The sequence below is a fragment of the Pseudomonas sp. FEN genome (assembly GCF_904067045.1).
In the GTDB taxonomy this organism is placed as follows: domain Bacteria; phylum Pseudomonadota; class Gammaproteobacteria; order Pseudomonadales; family Pseudomonadaceae; genus Aquipseudomonas.
This window is the reverse complement of sequence record NZ_CAJFDC010000033.1, coordinates 142800-168039: the sequence shown is the minus strand read 5'-3', so window position 1 is coordinate 168039 and position 25240 is coordinate 142800. Positions and strand designations below refer to the sequence as shown.

General features: G+C 61.5%; 19 protein-coding genes, 5 tRNA genes and 1 pseudogene. 14 read left to right on the top strand and 11 right to left on the bottom strand.

The genetic code is table 11. The annotated features are described in order from the left end of the window. Positions 1-61: 61 nt before the first annotated feature. The 5 genes from PFEN_RS23300 to gltX form a co-directional block, all read right to left on the bottom strand. A tRNA-Glu gene (locus tag PFEN_RS23300) sits at positions 62-137 on the bottom strand. Positions 138-281: 144 nt separating this feature from the next. Continuing rightward, positions 282-357 (bottom strand) — tRNA-Ala (locus PFEN_RS23295). A 57-nt stretch (positions 358-414) separates the two neighbouring features. Then, positions 415-490, bottom strand: a tRNA-Glu gene (locus PFEN_RS23290). Positions 491-635: 145 nt separating this feature from the next. Next, positions 636-711: transfer RNA gene (locus PFEN_RS23285), tRNA-Ala, on the bottom strand. A 169-nt stretch (positions 712-880) separates the two neighbouring features. Beyond that, complete coding sequence (gltX, locus tag PFEN_RS23280; RefSeq protein ID WP_191489014.1) at positions 881-2362, bottom strand: glutamate--tRNA ligase; 1482 nt, start codon at positions 2360-2362, stop codon at positions 881-883. Positions 2363-2604: 242 nt separating this feature from the next. On the opposite strand from gltX, the gene PFEN_RS23275 reads away from it, so the two are divergent. From PFEN_RS23275 to PFEN_RS23250, 6 genes and pseudogenes are all read left to right on the top strand, one after another. After that, the gene (locus PFEN_RS23275; RefSeq protein ID WP_191489013.1) at positions 2605-3651 is read left to right on the top strand and encodes an HlyD family secretion protein; all 1047 of its coding nucleotides are present in this window, start codon (positions 2605-2607) and stop codon (positions 3649-3651) included. Between the two features lie 49 nt (positions 3652-3700). After that, positions 3701-5191 carry an MDR family MFS transporter gene (locus PFEN_RS23270; RefSeq protein WP_191489067.1) on the top strand — a complete coding sequence of 497 codons (1491 nt, stop codon included), beginning with the start codon at positions 3701-3703 and terminating at the stop codon, positions 5189-5191. 135 nt (positions 5192-5326) lie between these two features. Then, a complete protein-coding gene (locus tag PFEN_RS23265) occupies positions 5327-6274 on the top strand; it encodes a 2-hydroxyacid dehydrogenase (protein WP_191489012.1) in 948 nt (315 codons plus the stop codon). A gap of 61 nt (positions 6275-6335) precedes the next feature. Continuing rightward, a complete protein-coding gene (locus PFEN_RS23260; protein ID WP_191489011.1) occupies positions 6336-6731 on the top strand; it encodes an SH3 domain-containing protein in 396 nt (131 codons plus the stop codon). Between the two features lie 108 nt (positions 6732-6839). Next, positions 6840-7130: pseudogene (locus PFEN_RS23255) on the top strand (trehalase-like domain-containing protein); the annotation flags it as partial. Positions 7131-7352: 222 nt separating this feature from the next. Further along, positions 7353-8675: an Nramp family divalent metal transporter gene (locus PFEN_RS23250; RefSeq protein ID WP_191489010.1), complete on the top strand. Its 1323-nt coding sequence runs from the start codon at positions 7353-7355 to the stop codon at positions 8673-8675. Positions 8676-8721: 46 nt separating this feature from the next. On the opposite strand, the gene PFEN_RS23245 is transcribed toward PFEN_RS23250, so the two are convergent. The 3 genes from PFEN_RS23245 to ptrR all read right to left on the bottom strand — a co-directional run bounded on the left by PFEN_RS23245 (position 8722) and on the right by ptrR (position 12852). Next, positions 8722-10839 (bottom strand): PKD domain-containing protein, encoded by a 2118-nt coding sequence (locus PFEN_RS23245; RefSeq protein WP_224771052.1) that lies wholly within the window; start codon positions 10837-10839, stop codon positions 8722-8724. A gap of 515 nt (positions 10840-11354) precedes the next feature. Continuing rightward, a complete protein-coding gene (locus PFEN_RS23240; RefSeq protein WP_191489008.1) occupies positions 11355-11777 on the bottom strand; it encodes a hypothetical protein in 423 nt (140 codons plus the stop codon). A 196-nt stretch (positions 11778-11973) separates the two neighbouring features. Next, positions 11974-12852: a putrescine utilization regulator PtrR gene (gene ptrR, locus PFEN_RS23235; RefSeq protein ID WP_191489007.1), complete on the bottom strand. Its 879-nt coding sequence runs from the start codon at positions 12850-12852 to the stop codon at positions 11974-11976. Between the two features lie 100 nt (positions 12853-12952). On the opposite strand from ptrR, the gene PFEN_RS23230 reads away from it, so the two are divergent. Beyond that, a complete protein-coding gene (locus PFEN_RS23230; protein ID WP_191489006.1) occupies positions 12953-14344 on the top strand; it encodes an aldehyde dehydrogenase family protein in 1392 nt (463 codons plus the stop codon). Positions 14345-14439: 95 nt separating this feature from the next. Here the strand turns inward: PFEN_RS23230 and PFEN_RS23225 are convergent. Then, positions 14440-14515 (bottom strand) — tRNA-Asn (locus tag PFEN_RS23225). 175 nt (positions 14516-14690) lie between these two features. On the opposite strand from PFEN_RS23225, the gene PFEN_RS23220 reads away from it, so the two are divergent. Genes PFEN_RS23220 through PFEN_RS23205 form a run of 4 tightly spaced genes read left to right on the top strand, consistent with a single transcriptional unit; the run spans position 14691 to position 17729 of the window. Beyond that, positions 14691-15914 (top strand): SpoIIE family protein phosphatase, encoded by a 1224-nt coding sequence (locus PFEN_RS23220; RefSeq protein WP_191489066.1) that lies wholly within the window; start codon positions 14691-14693, stop codon positions 15912-15914. Further along, entirely contained in the window at positions 15907-16476 is a 570-nt protein-coding gene (locus tag PFEN_RS23215; protein WP_191489005.1) for a SiaB family protein kinase, read from the top strand. The genes PFEN_RS23220 and PFEN_RS23215 overlap by 8 nt, the downstream gene beginning before the upstream one ends. 19 nt (positions 16477-16495) lie before the next feature. Beyond that, the gene (locus PFEN_RS23210; RefSeq protein WP_191489004.1) at positions 16496-16885 is read left to right on the top strand and encodes a DUF1987 domain-containing protein; all 390 of its coding nucleotides are present in this window, start codon (positions 16496-16498) and stop codon (positions 16883-16885) included. A gap of 22 nt (positions 16886-16907) precedes the next feature. Then, positions 16908-17729: a GGDEF domain-containing protein gene (locus PFEN_RS23205; protein WP_191489003.1), complete on the top strand. Its 822-nt coding sequence runs from the start codon at positions 16908-16910 to the stop codon at positions 17727-17729. On the opposite strand, the gene PFEN_RS23200 is transcribed toward PFEN_RS23205, so the two are convergent. Both PFEN_RS23200 and PFEN_RS23195 read right to left on the bottom strand, forming a co-directional pair. Continuing rightward, positions 17730-19058 (bottom strand): OprD family porin, encoded by a 1329-nt coding sequence (locus PFEN_RS23200; RefSeq protein ID WP_191489002.1) that lies wholly within the window; start codon positions 19056-19058, stop codon positions 17730-17732. Positions 19059-19403: 345 nt separating this feature from the next. Continuing rightward, entirely contained in the window at positions 19404-20600 is a 1197-nt protein-coding gene (locus PFEN_RS23195; RefSeq protein ID WP_191489001.1) for an amino acid aminotransferase, read from the bottom strand. 324 nt (positions 20601-20924) lie between these two features. Here PFEN_RS23195 and uvrB point away from each other — a divergent pair, with 324 nt between their 5' ends. The 3 genes from uvrB (at position 20925) to PFEN_RS23180 (ending at position 25234) form a co-directional block, all read left to right on the top strand. Then, entirely contained in the window at positions 20925-22940 is a 2016-nt protein-coding gene (uvrB, locus tag PFEN_RS23190) for an excinuclease ABC subunit UvrB (protein ID WP_191489000.1), read from the top strand. Between the two features lie 63 nt (positions 22941-23003). Further along, a complete protein-coding gene (gene codA / locus PFEN_RS23185) occupies positions 23004-24266 on the top strand; it encodes a cytosine deaminase (RefSeq protein ID WP_191488999.1) in 1263 nt (420 codons plus the stop codon). Then, positions 24263-25234, top strand: coding sequence for a hypothetical protein (locus tag PFEN_RS23180; RefSeq protein ID WP_191488998.1), 972 nt, complete (start codon positions 24263-24265; stop codon positions 25232-25234). Before codA ends, PFEN_RS23180 begins: the two co-directional genes overlap by 4 nt. Positions 25235-25240: the final 6 nt, after the last annotated feature.

Genomic DNA, 25240 nt, shown 5'->3' with positions numbered 1-25240 from the left:
AAACAAAAGGGTCATTCAAGAATTGAATGACCCTTATAAAATCCCGCAGAGCGGGCAATCGTGGCGTCCCCTAGGGGACTCGAACCCCTGTTACCGCCGTGAAAGGGCGGTGTCCTAGGCCACTAGACGAAGGGGACACAAACCCTTCTAACTTCTGCAGGATCCAACTTGCTGGCAATCCAGGCGATCCGGTTTAACAAAACACCGCGCCGATATCATCACCAGTAAGCTGCTGGTCCTACAGCTTCAAGGTCGGTGTGGCCAGACCTTGAAGTGTAAATTGGTGGAGCTAGACGGGATCGAACCGTCGACCTCTTGCATGCCATGCAAGCGCTCTCCCAGCTGAGCTATAGCCCCGGATTTTTCGCCTCGGAGGCGGAGCGACATCAACCTGCAACATCGCTTCTGTAAAACTGGCGTCCCCTAGGGGACTCGAACCCCTGTTACCGCCGTGAAAGGGCGGTGTCCTAGGCCACTAGACGAAGGGGACGCAAACCCTTCTAACTTCTGCAGGAACCAGCCTGCTGGCGATCCAGGCGATGCGGCTTAATAGAAAACCGCGTCGATATCATCGCCAGCAAGCTGGCTCCTACAACAACTCCAAAACCGGTGTGGCCAGGCCTTGAAGTGTAAATTGGTGGAGCTAGACGGGATCGAACCGTCGACCTCTTGCATGCCATGCAAGCGCTCTCCCAGCTGAGCTATAGCCCCTCATCGGTGAGGACGGGGCGAATCTTAAGGGCGTATCGGGGAGCTGTCAAACTTATTTTCAAACTTTTTGAAAGTTTTTTGTCGGCATAACAACCACTTACCGCCCTGCCCCGGTAAAACCGGGGGTAAACCCTTCAAGGCCACCTTCGCAAGCGGCCCTTGTCGCTGATCAGGCAATCGCGCCCAGCAGCTTTTCCCATTCCTTGTTTTCTTTCTTCGATACCCCACCGAGCAAATCCAGGGCCTGGCGCAGACGGAAACGCGTGAGATCCGGGCCAATGATCTCCATGGCATCAAGCACCGACACCGAACTGGCCTGCCCGGTAATCGCGGCGAACATCAGCGGCATGGCATCGCGCAGCTTCAACTCCAGGGAGTCGACCACCGCCTGGATGGTCGCGGTGATGCTGTCCTTTTCCCACTGGCGCAGGCTCTCCAGCTTCCACAGGAGCAACTGCATCAACTTGCGCACGTCATCGGCCGAAAGCTTCTTGTGCTCGAACAGCCTGGCATCCAGCGGCAAGCCACCGGCAAAGAAAAAGTTCGCCAACGGCGCGACCTGACTGAAGGTTTCGACCCGGCCCTGGACCAGCGGCGCGATCTTCATCAGGTAGTCCGGATTGAACGCCCACTTCCGCAGGCGGGCGGCGAACTCTTCCAGAGGCAGATCACGCAGCCACTGGCCGTTGAGCCAGGACAGCTTCTCGATATCGAAGATCGGCCCGCCCAGGGATACACGGGACAGGTCGAAGTGCTCGACCATTTCCTCTAACGAGAACTTCTCGCGCTCGTCGGGCATCGACCAGCCCATGCGGCCCAGGTAGTTGAGCATCGCCTCGGGCATGAAGCCCATGCGCTCGTAGAAAGTCACCGAAGTCGGGTTCTTGCGCTTGGACAGCTTGCTCTTGTCCGGGTTGCGCAGCAGCGGCATGTAGCACAGCTGCGGCTGTTCCCAGCCGAAATATTCGTAGAGCAGAATCAGTTTGGGCGCCGACGGCAGCCACTCTTCGCCACGCAGCACGTGGGTGATGCCCATCAGGTGGTCGTCGACCACGTTGGCCAGGAAGTAGGTCGGCAGGCCGTCGGTCTTCATCAGCACCTGCATGTCCATGCGGTCCCACGGGATCTCGACGTCGCCACGGAGCATGTCCGGCACCACGCAGACGCCTTCGCTCGGTACCTTCATGCGGATCACATGGGGTTCGCCGGCCGCCAGGCGGCGGGCCACTTCTTCCTTCGACAGCAGCAGCGCGCGGCCATCGTAACGCGGGGTCTCGCCACGAGCCATCTGCTCGGCGCGCATCTGGTCCAGCTCTTCAGCGGTGCAGAAACACGGGAAGGCATGGCCCATGTCCACCAGTTGCTGGGTGTATTGCTTATAGATCTCGCTACGCTCGCTCTGCCGATACGGGCCGTGGGGACCACCGACATCCGGTCCTTCGGACCAGGTGATACCCAGCCAGTTCAGGGCATCGAAAATCTGCTGCTCGGACTCGCGGGTCGAACGCAACTGATCGGTGTCCTCGATGCGCAGGATGAACTCACCACCATGCTGCTTGGCGAAGCAGTAGTTGAACAAGGCGATGTAGGCGGTGCCGACGTGGGGATCGCCGGTGGGCGATGGCGCGATGCGCGTGCGAACGGTGGTCATGGGCGGTCTCATTGTCGAGATAAAGCAGTCGAGATAAAAACAAGGGCGAATGGTAACAGGCGTAGCCATCCAGGCTCCAGCGCAGGGCATCCGGTAGAGGGCATATAAGCCAAGCTCTGGTCTAAAAATGGCGCCAGGCCCCAAAAGCCGGGCTTTCTCCAGCAGCAGCATTTACCCGCTGGGACTGCTGTGCCAGATTCGGCTACCGTAAAATTCACTTACATTTGATGTGTTGCCTGCCCATGCCCGCTCAACTCAAGCGTCGATTGTCTATTTTCCTGTTCCTGGTCCTGCTGATTGCCTCTGGTTTTTTCGCTCAGTGGTTCTTCAAGGGGCGCTTTTATGAAAGCACCGATAATGCCTATGTCCAGGGCGAGATCACCCGGGTCTCCAGCCAGTTGAGCGCACGCATCGACCAGGTACTGGTGACGGACAACCAGCATGTGGAAAAGGGCCAGTTGCTGGTCCGGCTCGAAGGCGCCGACTTCCAGCTCGCCGTCGACCGTGCCAATGCCACCCTCGCCACCCGTGAAGCCGAACGACTGCAGGCCCAGAGCAAGCTGACCCAGCAAGCCAGCCTGATCGCCGCCGCCGATGCCCAGGTGGCCTCCAGCCAGGCCAGCCTCGGCCGTGCGCAGCTCGACCTGAACCGCGCCCAGACCTTGCGCAAGCCCGGCTATGTTTCGGAGGAACGGGTCACCACCCTCTCAGCCGACAACCACATCGCCCGCTCGCAAGTGGCCAAGGCCCAGGCCGACCTGCAAAGCCAGCGTCAGCAGGTCAACGCCCTGAGCGCCGAGCTCAAGCGCCTCGACGCGCAGATCGCCAATGCCCGTGCCGACCTGGCCCAAGCCGAACTGAACCTGACCCGCAGCGAAATCCACGCGCCCATCAGCGGCCTCGTCGGCCAGCGCGCGGCGCGCAACGGCCAATATGTGCAGACCGGCGCCTACCTGCTGTCCATCGTCCCGGACCAGGACATCTGGGTCCAGGCCAACTTCAAGGAAACCCAGATCGGCCACATGCTACCGGGCCAGAGCGCCACCCTGCTCTTCGACGCCTATGCGGACACGCCGATCCAGGGCCGGGTCGAGAGCCTGTTCGCCGCCTCCGGCGCCCAATTCAGCCTGCTGCCGCCGGACAACGCCACCGGTAACTTCACCAAGGTGGTACAACGCATTCCGGTCAAGCTGACCTTTGCCGCCGACAATCCGCTGCAAGGCAGGATCCGCCCGGGCATGTCGGTGACCGTGAAGGTCGATATCCTCGACACCCAGCATGGCCGGTGATCAACTGATCCGGCCAGCGGGCGAGCCGACCCGCCGGGACTGGATCGCGGTGATGAGCGTGATGCTGGGCGCCTTCATGGCGGTGCTCGATATCCAGATCACCAACTCCTCGCTCAAGGATATCCAGGGCGCCCTGTCCGCGACCCTGGAAGAAGGCTCATGGATCTCCACCTCCTACCTGGTGGCGGAAATCATCATGATTCCCCTCACCGCCTGGCTGGTGCAATTGCTCTCGGCGCGGCGCCTGGCGGTCTGGGTCTCGCTGGGGTTCCTCGCCTCGTCCATGCTCTGCTCCATGGCCTGGAGCCTGGAAAGCATGATCGTGTTCCGCGCAATGCAGGGCTTTACCGGCGGCGCGCTGATTCCGCTGGCATTCACCCTGACCCTGATCAAGCTGCCGGAACACCACCGCGCCAAGGGCATGGCGATGTTCGCCATGACCGCCACCTTTGCCCCCTCCATAGGCCCGACCCTCGGCGGCTGGCTCACGGAAAACTGGGGCTGGCAGTACATTTTCTACATCAACATCCCGCCCGGCCTGATCATGATCGGCGGCCTGCTCTATGGCCTGGAGAAGAAAGAAGCCCATTGGGAACTGCTCAAGAGCACCGACTACGCCGGGATCGTCAGCCTCGGCATTGGCCTGGGCTGCCTGCAAGTGTTCCTCGAGGAAGGTCATCGCAAGGACTGGCTGGAGTCGAACCTGATCGTGACGCTGGGCAGCATTGCCCTGCTGAGCCTGATCACCTTCGTCATTCTGCAACTGTCCAAACCTCACCCGCTGATCAACCTGCGCATCCTGCAAAACCGCAACTTCGGCCTGTCCAGCATTGCCAGCCTGGGCATGGGCGTGGGCTTGTATGGCTCGATCTACCTGCTGCCGCTGTACCTGGCGCAGATCCAGAACTACAACGCCCTGCAGATCGGCGAGGTGATCATGTGGATGGGGGTGCCACAGTTGTTCCTGATCCCGCTGGTGCCCAAACTGATGAAATTCGTCTCGCCGAAGCTGCTCTGCACCCTGGGTTTCGGCTTGTTCGGCCTGGCGAGTTTTTCCTCCGGGGTACTCAACCCGGACTTCGCCGGCCCGCAATTCAACCAGATCCAGATCATCCGGGCCCTCGGCCAGCCGCTGATCATGGTGACCATCTCGCTGATCGCCACCGCTTATATCCTGCCCGAGGATGCGGGGTCGGCGTCGAGCCTGTTCAACATCCTGCGCAACCTCGGTGGGGCTATCGGCATCGCCCTGCTCGCCACCTTGCTGGATGCGCGGACCAAGGAGTATTTCGACTACTTGCGTGAGGCGGTCGTGCCCGGCAATCCGCAAGTGGCCGAGCGCCTCGCGCTGCTTTCGGACAAGCTGGGCAGCGACGGCGCGGCGCTGGGCAAGCTGAGCGAGATCACCCATCAGCAGGCGTCGATCATGGCCTACAACGACGCCTTCCATTTTGTCGGGATCGCCCTGGGGATCAGCATGTTGTCGGTACTGTTGACCAAGGCGCTGCCGGCGGGGATCAAGGCTGGGGAAGCGCATTGATTCCGATGGCCTTGACGAAGCGATTGTCCACGAGAAATGCTTGAACTCATCCACCACAGCATCGACCATTGAGCTCAATGACCGGCGGGGCGAGAGCCCACGGTCATACTTGATCGATACGGCCCGGAGAAACACATGAGCAACGTGGTGCTGGTCCTCGTGGAAAGCGTCAACGACTACCTGCCGATCATCCAGAAGCACGGCTTCGAACTGATCCTGGCACCGACCACAGCCCTGCGCGCGGAAGCCATCGCGAGCCATGGCGAGCGCATCAACATCGTGCTGACCCGCGGCCCGCTGGGGCTGTTCGCCGATGAAATGGCTGCCCTGCCCAAGCTCGAGATCATCTGCGTGCTCGGTGCCGGCTATGAAAAGGTCGACCTGCACGCCGCGGCGCAACGCGGCATCGTCGTGACCAACGGTGCCGGTGCCAACGCCGCGCCCGTGGCCGATCACGCCATGGCCCTGCTGCTGTCGCTGGTCCGGGATATTCCCCGGGCCGATGCCTCGGTGCGCCGCGGCGAGTGGCGCAAGCTGACGCGCCCATCGCTGGCCGGCAAGCGCCTGGGTATCCTCGGCATGGGCGCGGTGGGCCAGGCGATTGCCCAACGCGCGGCCCAGGGGTTCGATATGACGGTGAGCTATCACAACCGGCATCCGCGCCCGGATATCGACTATCACTATTGCGCCACGATCACCGAACTGGCACTGGCCTCCGACTTCCTGATCATCGCCACGCCGGGCGGCGCCGGCACCCATGGTCTGATCGGCCGACAGGCCCTTGAAGCCCTGGGGCCGCGGGGGTTCCTGGTCAATATTGCCCGCGCCAGCGTGGTGGTGACCGACGACCTGGTGGACGCGCTCCAGCAGGACCGCCTCGCTGGCGCCGCACTGGACGTGTTCGACGATGAACCGAACGTACCGGAGGTCCTCAAGGGCTTGCCCAACGTAGTGCTGACACCCCATGTGGCCGGCCTGTCGCCAGAGGCCTCCGAAGCCACGGTGACACTGGTGGTCGAGAACCTGCTGGCGTATTTTTCCGGCCAGCCGGTACTCACGCCGGTGGCCCTTCCCGGTGGATAAACAACGAGTCCGTACATTATGCTCGCCGCCTTCCGACAACCCCTGATGGACAACCACCCGTATGGAACGCACCGCCCGCCAGCTCCCCCTTGCCTGCCTGCTGCTGAGCCTCTCGCCCTGGACCCAGGCGGCCGAAGCCGCCATCGATTGCGCCGCCCTGCATGAAAAAGCCAATGTCGAAGCTGGCAGCTACCGCCCACCCGTCGAAGGCAAGGTCATCGGCCAGGGCCGGGCGTATTTCCACAGCGCCCCCAACAGCGCCTGTATCACCAAGAAGGTCTTCGTCGTTCCCGGCGACGGCCTCACGGTGTATGCCAGCACCGAGGACGGCTGGGCCCAGGTCATGTACATCGCCAAGGACGGTGACGACTTCACCGGCTGGGTCGAGGAAAAACGTGTCGAACTGGGCCAGCACTATGGCGCTGACCCGGCGCCATCCAGCGAACCGGAGCAATAAGCCCCGACTCGCCTGAACTCCGCCCGGGAATGCCAGTCAGCTCAGGTAAGTGCATGCAAAACGCATGCGCCGACAGCAGCATGCCTCTCTACCCGGAGTTTCGCGGCCATGGTCGATCTTTCCAATGAACCCCGGAGCGCGATCGAGGCTCACGGCGTCATCGACGACATGGGCAGCGCCGCGCTGATCAATGACCGCGGCAGTGTCGACTTTTTCTGTTGGCCGACCTTCGACAGTCCGGCAATCTTCTGCGCCCTGCTGGACCGCCCCGAAGCCGGGATTTTCCAGCTCGCCCCGGACCTGCCCGATGCCCGCCGCGAACAGATCTACCTGCCGGACACCAACGTCCTGCAAACCCGTTGGCTGAGTACCCGCGCGGTAGTGGAAATCACCGACCTGCCGCCGGTCTGCGCGGCAAGTTTCCTCGACCGCAAACTCAGCGGCGATGTTGCGCAGTGGCAACCGTGAGGCCGCCAGAAGCTTCGCGGCGGTGCGGCGATCCGACAAGCACCGCCCCACGGACTATCTTGCGCTTTGCAGATTCAATCGCCCCGATAGCTTGGGCTGTTTGCGCCAAACGTCTAAGCTGGCGTTTCCCCGCCCGTTGTCCTGGATCGTCGTGTGAAATTCAGTCTGCCGAAAGTCGCCACCGCCCCCTTCTGTCCGTCTGAAGTACAGGGCTCGATTGCCGTTGATCGCGGCGCGCCGTTCTTCAAGCGCGTCCTGCGTTTCGCCGGCCCCGGCCTGCTGATTTCCATCGGCTACATGGACCCGGGCAACTGGGCCACGGCGATCGAGGCCGGCTCGCGTTACGGCTACAACCTGCTGTTCGTGGTGCTGCTTGCCAGCCTCACCGGCATGGCGGTGCAGTGCCTCTGCTCGCGCCTGGGAATCGCCACCGGCCGCGACCTGGCGCAGCTCTGCCGGGAACGCTACAGCCCGCGCTCGGCCAAACTCCAGTGGTTGCTGGCGGAGGTCTCGATCATCGCCACCGACCTCGCCGAAGTCCTCGGCTGCGCCCTGGCCTTTCATCTGTTGCTGGGTTGCTCACTGACCTTCGGCATCGTTCTGACGGCGTTCGACACCCTGCTCATCCTGGCCCTGCAAAACCGCGGTTTCCGGCGCCTGGAAGCGATCATGCTGGTGCTGGTGGCGACCATCGGCGTGTGCTTTTTCATTGAACTGGTGCTGATCAAGCCTTATTGGCCCGATGTGTTCCAGGGCTTCAAACCCTCCCTCTCGGCCATCGGCGAAGCCGCTCCGCTGTACCTGGCCATCGGCATTCTCGGGGCCACGGTGATGCCGCACAACCTGTACCTGCACACCTCGGTGGTGCAGACCCGGCTGATCGGCAGCGACCTCGCCAGCCGCCAGGATGCGGTACGCCTGGCGCGAATCGACACCATCGGCTCGCTGGCCCTGGCCTTGCTGGTGAATGCGGCGATCCTGATCCTGGCCGCGGCGGCCTTCCACCAAAGCGGGCATACCGAAGTAGTGGAGATCCAGGACGCCTATCACCTGCTCGACCCGCTGGTGGGCGGCGCCTTCGCCAGCACCCTGTTCGGCATCGCCCTGCTGGCATCCGGGCAGAGCTCGACCTTTACCGGCACCATCGCCGGCCAGGTGATCATGGAAGGCTACCTGAACCTGAAGATTCCCTGCTGGCAACGCCGCCTGATCACCCGTGGCCTGGCGCTGATCCCAGCGTTCATTGGCGTCTGGCTGATGGGCGAGGCGGCCGTGGGCAAGCTGCTGGTGTTGAGCCAGGTGGTCCTCAGCCTGCAACTGCCGTTTGCGCTGTATCCGTTGATCCGCATGACCGGCGATCAACGCCTGATGGGCGAGTTCGTCAATCGCTGGTACACCAAGGGCCTCGCCTGGGCGGTGTTCGTGGCGATCAGCGCAGCAAATCTCTGGTTGATCGCGCAGCTGTTCAGCGCGTAGCGGAACAGCGCCCCGAGCGGGTTCGGGGTGCTGTTCCAGCAATGGTTCACGGACAGGCGTGATCGCCGAGCAATGCCCAGGCGATACCGGGTGGCTTGGTGTTCACCCAATACTTGGCCTGGTACAACTTGCCTTCGTGAATCACCTGGTTGCCCGCCACATAGGGGCGTCCAGCCTGCCAGGGCACTGGCAGGTTGCTGAGCAGAGAGAAGGCATCAACTTTATCCGGCGACACGCCGCGCGTCGACCACCCGGCTCGCCACACCACGCCGTTGTACTGCACCGTATCACCGCCGACGTAGGTCTTGAGCGTGTCCCATCGCGGGTATTGCGCGGCGCTCGGATCGCTCGGAATACAATCCTCCCCGCCACCGGATCGCGGAGTCACCGTCAAGGTATGGGGCTTGCTGGCGGAAACCTTGCCGTCGCTGGCCGTGACCTCGAACCGATACAAGCGATTGTCGGGGACCGTCGGTGCCGTGAAGCGCAAGAATGCTCCATCGATAACCGCTTCGGCGATTCCAGAGGGTAGCGCCCACTCGAACTGTAAAGGCGAAGCACCGGGGTTGGAAGCGCTGGAACCTGACGCATCAAGTGTCACCGGATCACCGGAACGCACCGACGTCGCCCCGTTGATGACAATGTCCGGTGGCAACAGAGGCTCGGCGGTGACCGTCACTTCGTGACTGTCGCTGAGCTCATGGCTATTGGTGACCGTCAGACGGAAGGTGAACCGGCTGCTGCGGCCCACCGCCGGAATGCGCGCCCGCGCGATCTTCGACGAGCTACCGGTGATGCGAACCTCCGGCGCCCCTCCGGTATGCTCCCAGCGATAGCTCAGCGTTCCCCCCTCCGGATCGGAGGACTGAGCGCCGTCCAGCCGGACCTCCTGTTCACCCACGACAGCGGAAGGTTGCGCATGGGCCACCGCATCGGGTGGCCTCGCCGCCACCGGATCGGGATAGAAGTTGGCGACGACGGGCGCCCGCAATGCCCAGACCCGGGCATTGTCACTGACATTCACCACGCCCATGGGCAGGCCATGATAGGTGCGGTAGGGATTCGACCAATAGTTGAGCACCGCGCACAGACGACAGGACGGCGCCATGATCGTGGACCAGCGGGGGGCAACTGAATCCTGCAAATGGCCGGAGCCATAGGGAAAGGCGTTACCTTGCGCCTCTTCCGGCGTGTGGTCCGCGCCGATATTGTGGCCGATTTCATGCTGGAACGTCACATCGCCCGACAGGCACTCCCAGGCAACCACCCCATAGGCCGTCGCCTTGCTCGCATTCAGCGTGGCCATGCCACAGTAGGAACGGATATCCGCCAGCAACACCACCAGATCGGCGCGATGCTCATCGCGCAATTTCCATACAGGAACACCCAGTTCCTGGTCGGATCGACTTTCAATCTTGTCCAGCAACAGGTCACTGTCGGCCAGGGCCTCCTGGCGATAATCCAGGATATAGGTGCCGGCACTCTCGAACCGGGCCGAAATACCGCTGTTGATAAACGACTGGTTCGACTCCTCGAGCGCCAATGTGCCGAGCGCTTGCAGGCCCGAGGTCCCGCCACCGAGTTTATCCACGGCCAGCGGTGTGGCGACGATCATGACCCGAATGGTGCTGATGCCATCACGAGCACGTGGCACGACAGTCGACTCCACGGTTTCCGGCGGCAGCTCGGAGCGAATGACATCCGACCCATGATCGTGCTCTTCACCAAAGCTTCGTTGCTTGCTCGCATCGACCTTGACGATGATTTGCCCACCGCCCCTGAGTGGGAGGATTCTGTAGAGTTCACCGCCGACCCGGATGGACCCGGTAATCTGCTCGGCATCGCGCACCAGAATGACTGAGTTCTGCTCATCGACGGGGACCTCACTCTCGGCCCCACCCTCCGCGCGCGCGCCGGACTCGGCTATTTCTCCGCGCCAGATGGACTGGCCGGAAAGGTTCGTCCGATAGGACAGCTTATGTGCTTCGACCGTCCGACCATCCCCCAGCGGTATTTCGAGCACATCGAGCTGATCGGATATCAGTTGCGCATGGGCCTGCGCCAGGGACACCGAGGCAAAAGCCTCGACCCCCAGAATGGCGGCGAGCGCCGGGTCGTTGGTTGGCCGCATCTGCCGCAAGGACTGCGCGGGTTGGATCGTCAAAAGGCTCTCCGCCGCCCATGAACCCGGGGCGACCAATACCAGCATGAGCAAAGTCCGGGCGAACAAGCGGTAGCGTTTGATTGAGCCGGGTCGCGCGCCGCGTTTGATTGAGCCGGGTCGCGCGCCCGCCAGGTGGCAAGTCATGACACTCTCCCATTCGAACAGCCAGCGCATTGCCTTGGCCGTTCGCGAATTGGCGGTTTCGTAGGGGTGCTGGTGCGATCGACTGCGCGCTATGACTATCGGGGCACGCGTGTACGTACCCCACGACTCAAACGCCTGCTCACTGGCATTCGAAAGCCGTTTCAACACGACGGGGAGCTGACTCTCTGACTACGCTCACTACCTTTCCCAGGTGAAACAAGCGTCCGGCCTCATCCAGGACCGTAAACAATAAAGACCTGTTGCACTGCACAGAGGAGTCTAGACATAAAATCACCTGGCGGACGACGTCTGCTGACGATCGTCATAACACCGCCAGCAGGGAGCATGCCGACCCTCTTGGCGATGCCGCTCTACTCCAAGACCGCCTGCAACATCCACCCGCCCTCTTGCTCCACGATCAGGCCACAAGCCAGCAACAACGGACGCAACCGAACATGCAACTCGGGCGTCAAGAACTCATGCACCCTGGACAGGTCCAGCAGGCCGGGAATCGCCAGTTCGCTTTTGAAGAACGACAACCAGGCTTTTTTCAGCGCCAGGAGCACCTCGCTTGGGCTGGTCCTGGCGAACTGGCGGTTGACCACCTTGCCCAGCTCGAAGCTGTGCTGGAAAGCGTAGCCGGTTTCGACACCCACGCCCGCCAGGCAACGCGCACACTGACAAGGCCCGTCGGCAAACGCCTGGAGCACAAAGGCATTGAAGTCCGTCACCGGCTTGAGGGAGAGTCGCTTGTCAGTTTGAAACAAATCGTCCTGCTGTGCCATTTCCGCCATCGTGCCCTTCCTTAACAATAGGTTGCGACTCCCCGTAACCTTTTTGCAGTCCGGGTAAAAAGCCGCGAAGTTAATCCCTTGCCCCGTTGATGTCAAAGCAGTGGATAGCCGTCCCCATCCACACGAAAATCAAACCCACCGGACGGGTCGCGCCCTTCATCCGCGCCAGGACGAGCCAGCCAAAGCCGCTGGCCTCTCAGGTCTCCTCGCGAACCACACCGCACTCCTCGAGCAAACGCACGAACATGCTCAGGCTTTGCGATACCGTGCCCCGGCGCCACACCAGCCAGGTGCGCAGGTAGCGCATGGACTCGCTCAACGGCCAGACACTCACGGTACTGCAGCCGGGCATGCTCTCGAGCATGCTGCGGGGCATCAGCGCCAGACCGGCTCCGGCACTTACACAGGCGAGCATGCCATGATAGGACTCCATCTCATGGATCTTGCCGGGTACCGCGCCGTCCTGGGTAAACCAGCTTTCGAAGTGGTGCCGGTAGGAACAGTTGGCGCGAAACGCATAAATGCTTTCGCCGTTGACCTCTTGCGCGCGGCGGATCGGCGCATGCTGGAACGGCGCGATCAGCACCATCTCCTCCTCGAACGCCGGCACCCCTTCCAGCGCCGGATGCAGCACCGGCCCGTCGACAAACGCGGCGGCCAGGCGCCCGGACAACACCCCATCGATCATGGTCCCGGACGGGCCGGTGGACAGGTCCAGCTCGACCTTGGCGTAACGCTGGTTGTAGGCCGCGAGCAACTGCGGGATACGCACCGCCGCCGTGCTCTCCAGCGAGCCCAGGGCAAAGGCGCCTTGCGGCTCCTCACCGGCCACGGTAGCCCGCGCCTCCCGGACCAGGTCGAGGATACGCCGGGCATAGTCGAGAAAACTCCAGCCCGCCGGTGACAAGCGCAGGCGACTTTTCTCGCGGATAAACAGATCCACCCCCAGATCCTGCTCCAACTGCTTGATCCGCGTGGTCAGGTTCGACGGCACCCGATGGATGTGCTGGGCGGCCGCACTGATGCTGCCGTGCTCGGCAACAGCCTTGAAAATCTCTAGCTGGACCAGATCCAAGTCATTCTCCAATCGTGAATGATATGCTCACCATTATTCAGTTTTCAGAAAATCAATGCCACCGTAATCTGAGCCCATACCCACCCAGCAGGACGGTGCCATGTCGTCGATCTCCAGCCTCACCCATGCCATTTCAATCAACCCCGCCAACGGCGAGCAGATCGGCCACTACCCGTTCGAGTCCGATTCGGCCCTGGATGCCGCCCTGGCCCGTGCCGCGGCCGGTTTCTCACACTGGCGGCGTACTCCGCTGGAGCAACGTTCGCAGGCGCTGGTCGCCCTGGCCCGGGCCCTGCGCGACAACGCCAGCGCGATGGCCGAGATGATCACCCTGGAGATGGGCAAGCCCATTACCCAGGCCCGCGGCGAGATCGAAAAATGTGCACAACTCTGCCAGTGGTACGCCGAGCACGGCCCGGCCATGCTCGGCGCCGAGCCAACCCAGGTGGAAGGCGGCAAAGCACGCATCGAGTATCGCCCACTGGGCCCGATCCTGGCCGTGATGCCGTGGAACTTTCCGATCTGGCAAGTGCTGCGCGGCGCCGTGCCGACGCTGCTGGCCGGCAACACCTTCGTGCTCAAGCATGCACCCAACGTCATGGGCAGCGCTTACCTGCTGCTGGACGCCTTCAAGCGCGCCGGCTTTGCCGAAGGCGTCTTCGAAGTGATCAATGTCACGCCGGACGGCGTATCCCGGGCCATTGCCGACCCACGCATCGTCGCGGTCACCCTCACCGGCAGCGTCAGAGCCGGCATGGCCATTGGCGCGCAAGCCGGTGCGGCGTTGAAGAAGTGTGTGCTGGAACTCGGCGGTTCGGACCCCTTTATCGTGCTCAATGACGCCGACCTCGACGAAGCGGTCAAGGCCGCCGTGGTCGGTCGCTACCAGAACACCGGGCAAGTCTGCGCGGCCGCCAAGCGCCTGATTGTCGAGCAAGGTGTTGTCGGGGCTTTCACCGAGAAGTTCGTCGCCGCCACTCGCCGCCTGGTGGTGGGGGATCCGATGGCCAGCGACACCTACATCGGCCCCATGGCTCGCTTCGATCTGCGTGACGAACTGGATCAACAGGTCCAGGCGACCCTGGCGCAAGGCGCGACCTTGTTGCTCGGCGGTAAAAAAGCCGCAGGACCTGGCAACTTCTACGAGCCGACGGTATTGGCGAGCGTCACCGAACAGATGACCTCGTTCAGACAGGAACTGTTTGGCCCGGTGGCGTCCATTATCACCGCGCGGGATGCCGCCCATGCGCTGGAACTGGCGAATGACAGCGAGTTCGGGCTCACGGCAACCGTTTATACAGCGGATCTGGAACTGGCCCGCAAGCTGGCGGGCGAACTGGAAAGCGGCGGCGTGTTCATCAACGGCTACAGTGCCAGCGACCCACGGGTCAGCTTCGGCGGCGTGAAGAAAAGCGGTTTTGGCCGCGAACTGTCGCACTTCGGGGTCCGTGAATTCTGCAATGCGCAGACGGTTTGGCTGGATCGGCGCTGAGGCTATCCTGCCGCCCAGGGGCCTGTCGCTCCCGGTCGGCAGGGCTGAAAAACGCACAAAAAAAAGCCTGCATTGCTGCAGGCTTTTCTTCTATCTGGCTCCACAACCTGGACTCGAACCAGGGACCCAGTGATTAACAGTCACTTGCTCTACCAACTGAGCTATTGCGGAATGGCGTGTATGTTACTGATATAAAAAGAGAAGTCAAGCGCTGCCCGAGCAGGAGCAAAGCCCCCCGCTCGACAGCCAGGCAAGAGGCCGTCATATAAGCTTCACATTGCGCAGATAGCATTGTGCCTTCACTTCGCCCGGCGACCCCAGCATGCGCGCAGAAAATCTCCCCTTTATGCGTCCACAGCGGCCTAGAGATCGTCGCTGCGCCGGTGACCTGTGTATTGAAGTACCCGTGATCGATTCCAGCAGCACCAACGCGCTGGTGATGGAAACCTTCACCTCGCACAAGGAAATCGTGTGCCTGGCGGTACTGGAAGACGAGCGCCCTATCGGCCTGATCAACCGCAACATTTTCCTGTCGATGATGAGCAAGCCGTTTCACCGCGAGCTGTACGACAAGAAAAGCTGCATTGCCTTCATGGACAAGGAGCCGTTGATCGTTGATGCCGGGATGAGCATCGAGGAGCTGACGTTCAAGACCGTGGAGTTTGGTGAAAAGACTCTGGCGGACGGTTTTATCATCACCCGCGACGGCCAATTCGCCGGGTTGGGTAATGGCCTGCAACTGATGGAAGTGGTCGCGGCCATGCAGGCCGAGAAAAATCGCCAGATCATGCAGAGCATCGAGTACGCGAGCGTGATCCAGCGCGCCATGCTGCGTGCCTCGCGGGATGCCCTGAAGTCGACCCTGGACGATGCCGTGCTGTTGTGGGAGCCGCGCGATGTCGTCGGCGGCGACTTCTATCATTTCTGCGCCTACCCCGATGGTTGGTTCGGGGCGATTGCCGACTGTACCGGGCATGGCGTTCCCGGCGCCTTCATGACCCTGATCGCCTCCTCCTCGCTGACCCAGGCGCTGGTCCAGCTCGGGCCGCGCGATCCCGGGGCGCTATTATCGGCGGTGAACAAAAGCGTCAAGGAACTGCTGGGGCAAGTCCAGGGCGTCGATGAAACACCCGAGTCCGACGATGGCCTGGATGCGGCTTTTTTCTGGTTCGATAGCGCCAGCCAAACCCTGAGCTTTGCCGGCGCGCGCATGTCGCTCCACGTCCTGCCGCCGGATGCCCAGCAGTTGGAAACCCTCGCCGGCCAGCGGGTCGGCGTCGGCTATGTGGACAGCGACATCAACTACCAATGGCCACTGAGCCGCGTGAGAGTGGCGCCGGCCAGCCTGGTGTTCATTGCCACCGACGGCTTGACCGACCAGATTGGCGGCCCGCGCAATATTGCCTTCGGCAAGAGCAAGGCCTTCGACACAATAGTGGAACACCGCAATCAGCCAGCGACCGTCATCTGCGAAGCCTTGCAACGCACGCTGGCCAATTGGCAAGGAGAGCAAACCCGGCGTGACGACCTCACCCTCTTCTGCGCGCGTCTTGGAAACACTCATGATTAATTCGAATACGGCTCACCCCGATTGCCATTTTTTTGACCTGGCCCAGCAGCGCAATGTGATTTTCTATCACATGGGTTATTTCTCGCACACCATCATTACCGCGATGGCCGAGGTGGTCAGGCTGCAATTGGAAATCTCCGGGGTGAACGGACCGACGCGGCGTAAATTGTTTTCCTCCTTCGTCGAGCTGTCGCAAAACATCATCCACTACTCCTCCGACTCGTTGCCCACCGAGCCGCACGATGAGTCCTCACTGCGCCAAGGCGCGGTGTGCATCAGCGCGGAGGGTGATCGGCACCTGATGCTCTGCGCCAACCCGATCGCCACCAGCGACGTCGACCGTCTGCGGGAAAAGCTCGAACCGCTGCGCAACATGTCACTGGAAGAGATCAAGCAGGCCTACAAAGTGACCTTGCGTGCCGAAACTCCCGTGGACAGCAAGGGCGCCGGCCTGGGCTTCCTGACCATGGCACGCGATGCCTGTGCCCCGCTGGAGTTCGATTTCTACCCAAGAGCGGACGAGCCGGGAACCACGCTGTTCTGCCTTAAAGCCACTATCTAAGTAGAGTGACCCGATCGCCATGGATAATTTCTACATTGAAGCAACCGCCACATCACCGGAAGTCGACTTTCGTTTCGATCAGAATCTGCTGACGATAAAAGGCGAGTCCTACCCGGAAAATGCCGCCGCCTTCTATGCCCCCGTCCTCCAGCAACTGCGCAGCTACCTCGCCACCCGCGAGGACACCACCATCACGACCCACATTGCCCTGGCCTACTTCAACAGTTCCAGCACCAAGATGCTGTTCAGCATTTTCGATGCTCTGGACAAGGCCGCTCAATCAGGCAACGAGATGCAGGTGAACTGGTACCACGATGAAGAAGACGAAACGATTTTCGAATTCGGTGAAGAGCTCAAGGCCGACTTTACCGCCATCACCTTCAACGACCACGCAACGACTCTCCAATGATCCCTGGAGAAGGATGATGAGCATGACCGCTTCAGTCAATTCCGCCGGCGCACAGGATGACGCCGCACACGATCTGTTCAGAAGCGAAACCGATGCCCTTGAACACGCCCGTTCGATCCTGGCCCTGACTGCAGCCGAGGCTCCGGTGTACCAGCAGGCACTCGGCGAACTGACCGTGCACTTCGAGCGACTCATGCGCGAAACACGTCGACTGATACGCCGCAGCGACCGGGCCGAGCGCGAAATGAACACCCTCAACGCCCAGTTGCAGACCCTCGCCCGGCAACTTGAATACCGTGCCACCCATGATGCGTTGACCGATGTGCTGAACCGCGGCGCGGTCATTGACCTGACCGTGCAAGCCCTGCGCAAAACCGGTGCGGCGATGGTGGTGCTGGATATTGACCACTTCAAGCTGATCAACGACGAGTTCGGCCATCCGGCGGGCGACGCGGTGATTCAAGGCATCGTCGGCTGCTTGCGCCGGGCGGTGGGCAATGCGGGGTTCATTGGGCGCGTGGGCGGCGAGGAATTTACCGTACTGATTCCGGCGGGAACGCTTGAAGAAGGGCTTGCCCTCGCCGAGACCCTGCGTGGCGCGATTGCCTCACACATCTTCGGGCCGCCGGTCAATCGGCGGATCACCGCCAGTTTCGGTGTCAGCGCCAGCCCCATGGGCACCAGTTTCGACAGCGCCTATGGCTTGGCCGATGCCGCGCTGTATCAGGCCAAGCGCGCGGGCAGGAACCGCGTCGAGGCGGCACGGGCAGAAGCCGAAGCCGCCGTCTGCCCGCTGGAACACGCGGAAGAAGAGCGCCTGAGCCCTCCTCTTCCCAGCCCATGATCAGAAGATCGAGATAGGGTAATCGGCGATCAGGCGCAGTTCGTTGTTGTTCCCTTCAGGCTGGTCGGCATTGGCGCGGTGGAACGACTGACGCAGGCGCAGCGCCAGGTCTTTCACCGGACCGCTTTGCACTACGTACTTGGCTTCGAAATCGGTCTCGTGGTGCGTGCCATTGGCCCCGTAGTGCAGCGCGTTATAGGCGCTGTCCGCCGCCATCCTGGTGCCGTTGATATCGTCACCATAGATATAGCGGGTCATGAAGCTCAAACCCGGTACTCCGTAACTGAGCATGTTCAGGTCATAACGCGCCTGCCAGGATTTCTCGCCCGGGCCGTTGAAGTCCGAGTACTGCACGGAGTTGGCCAGCATGATCGAGTCGCCACCATCACCCCGGCCGTTGGTGCCGAAACCGATGTAGTCGAACGGCGTGTCACCGTGGATTTTCTGGAATGCCAGGGTCACGGTATGCGCCGTCAGGAAGGTGTAGGCCGTGGCGAAGGAGAACGCGGTGTTGTCGATCGGTCCGGCCTTGGCCGCCCCCTCGTCATTGGTCCGGTACAGATTGAAGTCGAAGTTCAGCGACTGTCCAGGCGAAAGTCCCAGGGTGTAGTTGCCGTTGGTGTAGTACTGGCGCCAGACGTCTTCGAATTCAGAACCATAGAGGCTGAAGTTCAGGTTGTCATTGACCTTGTATTTGCCGCCAAGGTAGTTGACGGCACTGGTGGTCACGTTGGCATAAGTGGCATACAGCGAATGATCATTGCTGGTGCTGACCACGCCGGTACCACTGGTGAAGTGCCCGGCCTCCAGGTCCAGATCCTTGACCTCGCTGCTCAACAGGTTGAAGCCGGTGGCGGTTTGCGGAATCAGGCGGGTACCGCCGGCGGCGAAGACCGGCGCGGTCGGTTGCATATCACCGTAGAGCAACTCGGTCTTGGAAATCCGCATCTTGACCGCACCGCCAGCCTTGGCGTAATCGCTCTCCGGCTCACCGTTACGACCCACCGGCAAGTTACCCGTATCGGCCGTGCCCGCGCCACCGTCGAGCTTGATCCCCCAGTAACCGAAGGCATCCACGCCAAAGCCGACGGTGCCCTGAGTGAAGCCTGAGCTGTAATTGCCGAAGATCCCCTGAGTCCAGTCCTTCTGGTCGGCCGGACCGTTTTTCACATCGCGGTCGAAGTATTGGTTTTTCAAATGCAGGTTGAGACTGCCATCCTCGACGAAACCCTTGGCGTCGTTTTGATCCGTGACGGTAGTCGCCATGGCCGCCTGGGCCATGCCCAGCGAGACCGCCAGCGTCAGCAAGTTGAGTTTGCTCGAAATCATTGTAATTCCCCTGGTTAATAATGTTTCACCCTCTTGTTAGTGCGAACGACGGGTACACTCCGTCCTCCGCGCGAAGGGGTGGAAACGTAAAGCGGTGAAGGGCAGAAAGTGCCCGAAGGCAAGGACAATCTTCGTGTTATCGAAGGAAGTGGCGGATGGATCATTATTGTAATTGCCGCCATCTATATATAATTTTTTGCTCGCGACATGGATGAACACTGATTTAAGTAGCGGTGAAGATTTCTTCACCGAGTTTTAAGTTACACCTCAGGTTTCTCCAGACGAAAAAAAGGCCTGCATCGCTGCAGGCCTTTTCCAGAGGGCGCCAGGGCGTCAACGGTTCGCTCAGATCACCTGAACGATCGCCTTCACCACCGCTTCGATATTGCGCTGGTTCAACGAAGCCACGCAGATTCGGCCGGTATCCAGCGCATAGATGCCGAACTCGCTTTTCAGGCGCGCCACTTGCTCGACGGTCAGACCGGAGTAGGAGAACATCCCGCGCTGACGACCGACGAAGCTGAAGTCGCGCTTGGCGCCGTATTCGGCCAGCAGGTCGACCATCTGCATGCGCATGCCGCGAATGCGCAGGCGCATTTCGGCCAGTTCCGATTCCCACTGGGCGCGCAGTTCAGGGTTGTTCAACACCGCCGCGACAATGCTCGCGCCATGGGTCGGCGGGTTGGAGTAGTTGGTGCGGATCACGCGCTTGACCTGGGACAGGACCCGGGCGCTTTCTTCTTTCGACTCACTGACGATCGACAGTGCGCCGACACGCTCGCCGTACAGCGAGAACGACTTGGAGAACGAGCTGGAGACGAAGAAGGTCAGGCCCGACTCGGCGAACAGACGCACGGCGGCGGCGTCTTCATCGATGCCATCGCCAAAGCCCTGGTAAGCCATATCGAGGAACGGCACCAGATCCTTGGTTTTGACGATGTTCAGCACGTCCTGCCAGTCGGCCGGAGTCAGGTCGACACCGGTCGGGTTGTGGCAGCAGGCGTGCAGCACGACGATGGACTTGGGCGGCAGCGCGTTGAGGTCTTCCAGCAGACCGGCACGGTTCACACCGTTGCTCGCGGCATCGTAGTAGCGATAGTTGCGCACCGGGAAACCGGCGGTTTCAAACAGCGCGCGATGGTTTTCCCAGCTCGGGTCACTGATGGCGACGGTGGCGTTCGGCAGCAGTTGCTTGAGGAAGTCAGCGCCGATTTTCAGCGCGCCGGTACCACCGACCGCCTGGGTGGTGAGGACGCGACCAGCCGCGATCAGTGGCGAATCCTGACCAAACAACAGGGTTTGCACGGCCTTGTCGTAGGCGGCAATACCGTCGATCGGCAAGTAGCCACGGGAGGCATGCTGAGCCGCGCGCTGGGTCTCGGCTTCGACAACGGCCCGCAACAGTGGAATTTTCCCACTTTCGTCACAGTAAACACCAACACCCAGATTGACCTTGTCGGTACGGGGATCGGCATTGAATGCTTCGTTGAGGCCCAGGATAGGATCGCGTGGTGCCATTTCGACAGCGGAGAACAGGCTCATTATTGCGGCGGCTCTGAATGGAGGGTGGAGGGGGTGACAACGCTCCAGCCGATTGCACTAGAGCGGTGCACAAACGGGGAGCTAGTATAGAGGCCATCACCGGTCAGGGCGACCGACTATTGTCGGAATGTGACAAGTTTTTTCATTTATTTACGGGACACCCGTCCAATTGCAACAGGATGTCTGGACTCGATTGCCTTGAAAGCTGTCGCCCCAAGTACCATATCCAGCATTATCATGGTTTTTCCCTACGACATCGGTCGTAAGAAACCCTTTCTCGTTTTTGCCATGTCTGTCAGGCGGGAACGAACCCAGAGGTAGGTTATGTCCGAATTCCAGCTCGTCACCCGCTTCCAGCCCGCCGGCGACCAGCCCGAAGCCATCCGCCAGATGGTCGAGGGCATCGAAGCCGGCCTGGCCCACCAGACCCTGCTCGGGGTGACCGGCTCGGGCAAGACCTTCAGCATCGCCAACGTCATCGCCCAGGTGCAGCGCCCGACCCTGGTACTGGCGCCAAACAAGACCCTGGCCGCGCAGCTGTATGGCGAGTTCAAGGCGTTTTTCCCGAACAACGCCGTGGAATACTTCGTTTCCTACTACGACTACTACCAGCCGGAAGCCTACGTGCCCTCCTCCGATACCTTTATCGAGAAGGATGCGTCGATCAACGACCATATCGAACAGATGCGCCTGTCGGCGACCAAGGCACTGCTGGAGCGCAAGGACGCCATCATCGTCACCACGGTGTCCTGCATCTATGGCCTGGGCAGCCCGGAAACCTACCTGAAGATGGTCCTGCACGTGGACCGTGGCGACAAACTCGACCAGCGCGCCCTGCTACGGCGCCTGGCCGACCTGCAATACACCCGCAACGACATGGACTTCGCCCGCGCCACCTTCCGTGTGCGCGGCGACGTGATCGACGTCTACCCGGCCGAATCCGACCTGGAAGCGATCCGCATCGAGCTGTTCGACGATGAAGTGGAAAGCCTCTCGGCCTTCGACCCGCTGACCGGCGAAGTGATCCGCAAACTGCCGCGCTTCACCTTCTACCCGAAAAGCCACTATGTGACGCCACGGGAGACCCTGCTCGGGGCCATCGACGGGATCAAGGAGGAGCTCAAGGAGCGCCTGGATTACCTGCGCGACAATAACAAGCTGGTGGAAGCCCAGCGCCTGGAACAGCGCACCCGCTTCGACCTGGAAATGATCCTCGAACTGGGCTACTGCAACGGCATCGAAAACTACTCGCGCTACCTCTCCGGCCGCGCCTCCGGAGAGGCGCCGCCGACCCTCTACGACTACCTGCCGGCGGACGCGCTGCTGGTGATCGACGAGTCCCACGTCAGCGTTCCGCAAGTCGGCGCCATGTACAAGGGCGACCGCTCGCGCAAGGAAACCCTGGTGGAATACGGCTTCCGCCTGCCCTCGGCGCTGGACAACCGGCCGATGCGCTTCGACGAGTGGGAAGCGGTGAGCCCGCAGACCATCTTCGTCTCCGCCACGCCGGGCAACTACGAAGCCGAACACGCCGGCCGGGTGGTCGAGCAAGTGGTGCGCCCCACCGGCCTGGTGGACCCGCAGGTGGAGATCCGCCCGGCGCTGACCCAGGTCGACGACCTGCTCTCGGAAATCAGCAAGCGCGTGGCCGTGGAAGAGCGCGTGCTGGTCACCACCCTGACCAAGCGCATGGCTGAGGACCTCACCGACTACCTCGCCGACCATGGCGTGCGGGTGCGTTACCTGCACTCGGACATCGACACCGTGGAGCGCGTGGAGATCATCCGCGATCTGCGCCTGGGCACCTTCGACGTGCTGGTGGGGATCAACCTGCTGCGCGAGGGCCTGGACATGCCCGAGGTGTCGCTGGTGGCCATCCTTGATGCGGACAAGGAGGGTTTCCTGCGTTCCGAGCGCTCACTGATCCAGACCATCGGACGGGCGGCGCGTAACCTCAACGGCCGGGCGATCCTCTATGCCGACCGCATCACCGGTTCCATGGAACGGGCGATCGGCGAGACCGAGCGCCGCCGCGACAAACAGATCGCCTATAACCTGGTCAATGGCATCACGCCCAAGGGCGTGTTCAAGGATGTCGCCGACATCATGGAAGGCGCCACCGTACCCGGTTCGCGCAGCAAGAAGCGCAAGGGCATGGCCAAGGCTGCCGAGGAAAACGCCCGCTACGAAAACGAACTGCGCTCGCCGAGCGAGATCGCCAAACGTATCCGCCAGCTGGAAGAGAAGATGTACCAGTTGGCCCGCGACCTGGAGTTCGAGGCAGCGGCGCAGATGCGCGACGAGGTCGCCAAGTTGCGCGAGCGCCTGCTGACGGTGTAGGAGCGAGCTTGCTCGCTCCTACCCTACGGACAGGACCTCAGCCACACCACAAGGATCACACCCATGCATATCCGCAATGCCAAGCTGCGTCACCGCGAAGGCCTGTACGAGCTGCACCTGGAACACGCACGGATCGCCAGCATCACCGCGCAAACCGGCCCGTTGACGACCGGCCCGGGCGACCTCGACGCCCAGGGCAACCTCGACGCCCAGGGCAACCTGGTGATCGCGCCTTTCGTCGAGCCGCATATCCACCTCGACGCGACGCTCACCGCCGGCGAACCGCGCTGGAACATGAGCGGCACCCTGTTCGAAGGCATCGAGTGCTGGGGTGAACGCAAGGCGAGCATCACCCATGACGACACCAAGCGCCGCGCCAAAAAAACCATCCGCAACCTCGCCGCCCACGGCATCCAGCATGTGCGCACCCATGTCGACGTCACCGATCCGCAACTGACCGCGCTCAAGGCCATGCTCGAGATACGCGAGGAAACCCGGCATCTGATCGATCTGCAGATCGTGGCGTTTCCCCAGGAAGGCATCGAATCCTATCGCAATGGCCGGGAACTGATGGTCGAGGCGATCAACCTCGGCGCCGATGTGGTCGGCGGTATTCCACATTTCGAATACACCCGCGACCAGGGCGTGTCCTCGGTGAAATTCCTGATGGACCTGGCGGAAAGAACCGGCTGCCTGGTGGACGTGCATTGCGACGAAACCGACGACCCGCACTCGCGTTTCCTCGAAGTGCTGGCCGAAGAAGCCCGCAGCCGCGACATGGGTTCGCGGGTAACCGCCAGCCATACCACGGCCATGGGTTCCTATGACAACGCCTACTGCGCCAAGCTGTTCCGCTTGCTGAAAGCCTCGGGAATCAGCTTCGTGTCCTGCCCCACCGAGAGCATTCACTTGCAGGGACGCTTCGATAACTTTCCGAAGCGGCGCGGCGTGACCCGGGTGAACGAGTTGCTGGAAGCCGGGATGAATGTCTGTTTCGGCCAGGACTCGATCGTCGACCCCTGGTATCCACTGGGCAACGGCAACATCCTGCGGGTGCTGGAGGCCGGGCTGCATATCTGTCATATGCTCGGTTATCGCAACCTGCAAAACGCGCTGGACCTGGTCACGGACAACAGTGCCAGGGCCATGGCCCTGGGCGAACGTTATGGACTGGAAGTCGGGCGTCCGGCCAACCTGCTGATCCTCTCGGCGGACAGCGATTACGAGATGATCCGCAGCCAGGGACTGCCGTTGTATTCGATCCGTGACGGCAAGGTCCTGGTGAAACGCGAACCGGCGCAGCTGCGGTGGCAGGACCCGGCATGAAATTCGACAACGCCTATTGCGTCAGCCTCGACGAAAAACTGACGATCTATGACGTGCGCGATCTGAATTTCGATGAAACGGTGGAATTCGATTCAAGCCGGGAGAGTTTCCAGTGCCCGAACGATGCCTGCCGCGCGGCGTTCGACAGCGGCAACCGGCTTACCACCTACAACGCCAGCAACCCGCGCTTCAAACGAACGCCACACTTCAAGAACATGCCCAGTACCCGGCATCTGCCGGACTGCCCGTACCTGAGCCCGGAAACCGCACCGAGCACGCTCGATCCGGAGCAGCCGCTGGACGACATCGAAGGCGAACAGAACTTCCCCGTCGAACTGCTGCTGACTCGCCGGACTTACACGCGCAAGGTTCCGAGCGCCGCCGACACCCGTCCAGCGCCGCCAGCAGCGGAGCCGATGCCAGCTGCCGTCGACATCCCCGCCGCCCATGAAGCCAAGGCCGCGCCGAACCGTACCAGCGTGTTTGCCCATCCGGTGGAGTGCTTCGTCTCCAACCACGCCAACAAGGACTTGCTCAAACGCATGCCCCTGACCATTGGCGAACTGTCCCTGAACTACAACGCCTTTTTCAAGAAGGTCGAATACTGCCAGGACCGCCAGGGCCTGATCTACTGGGGCCGGATCAAGGAAATCAAGGACTACAAAACCAGCTTCAGCGTGGTCTTCGACAAACCGCTATGGGTCGACAAGAAACGCTACTCGATCAATGTCTACCTGAGCAAAGCGCTGATCGACAACTACCGCCAGCGCACGGTGTTCCTGGAAGAGATCAAGAGCGTCATCGACCAGGCTGAAGACCTGTATTGCTTCTTCTACGGCGTCACGCCGCACTTGAAGCAAGTACCGAGCAAGAAGAACCCGGACCAGACCTTCAGTGTGTTCAGTTGTGAAATCGACAATCTCGATCACTTCCTGATTCGCCAAGCGCCAGGACTCGATGCGCCCTGACTCGGC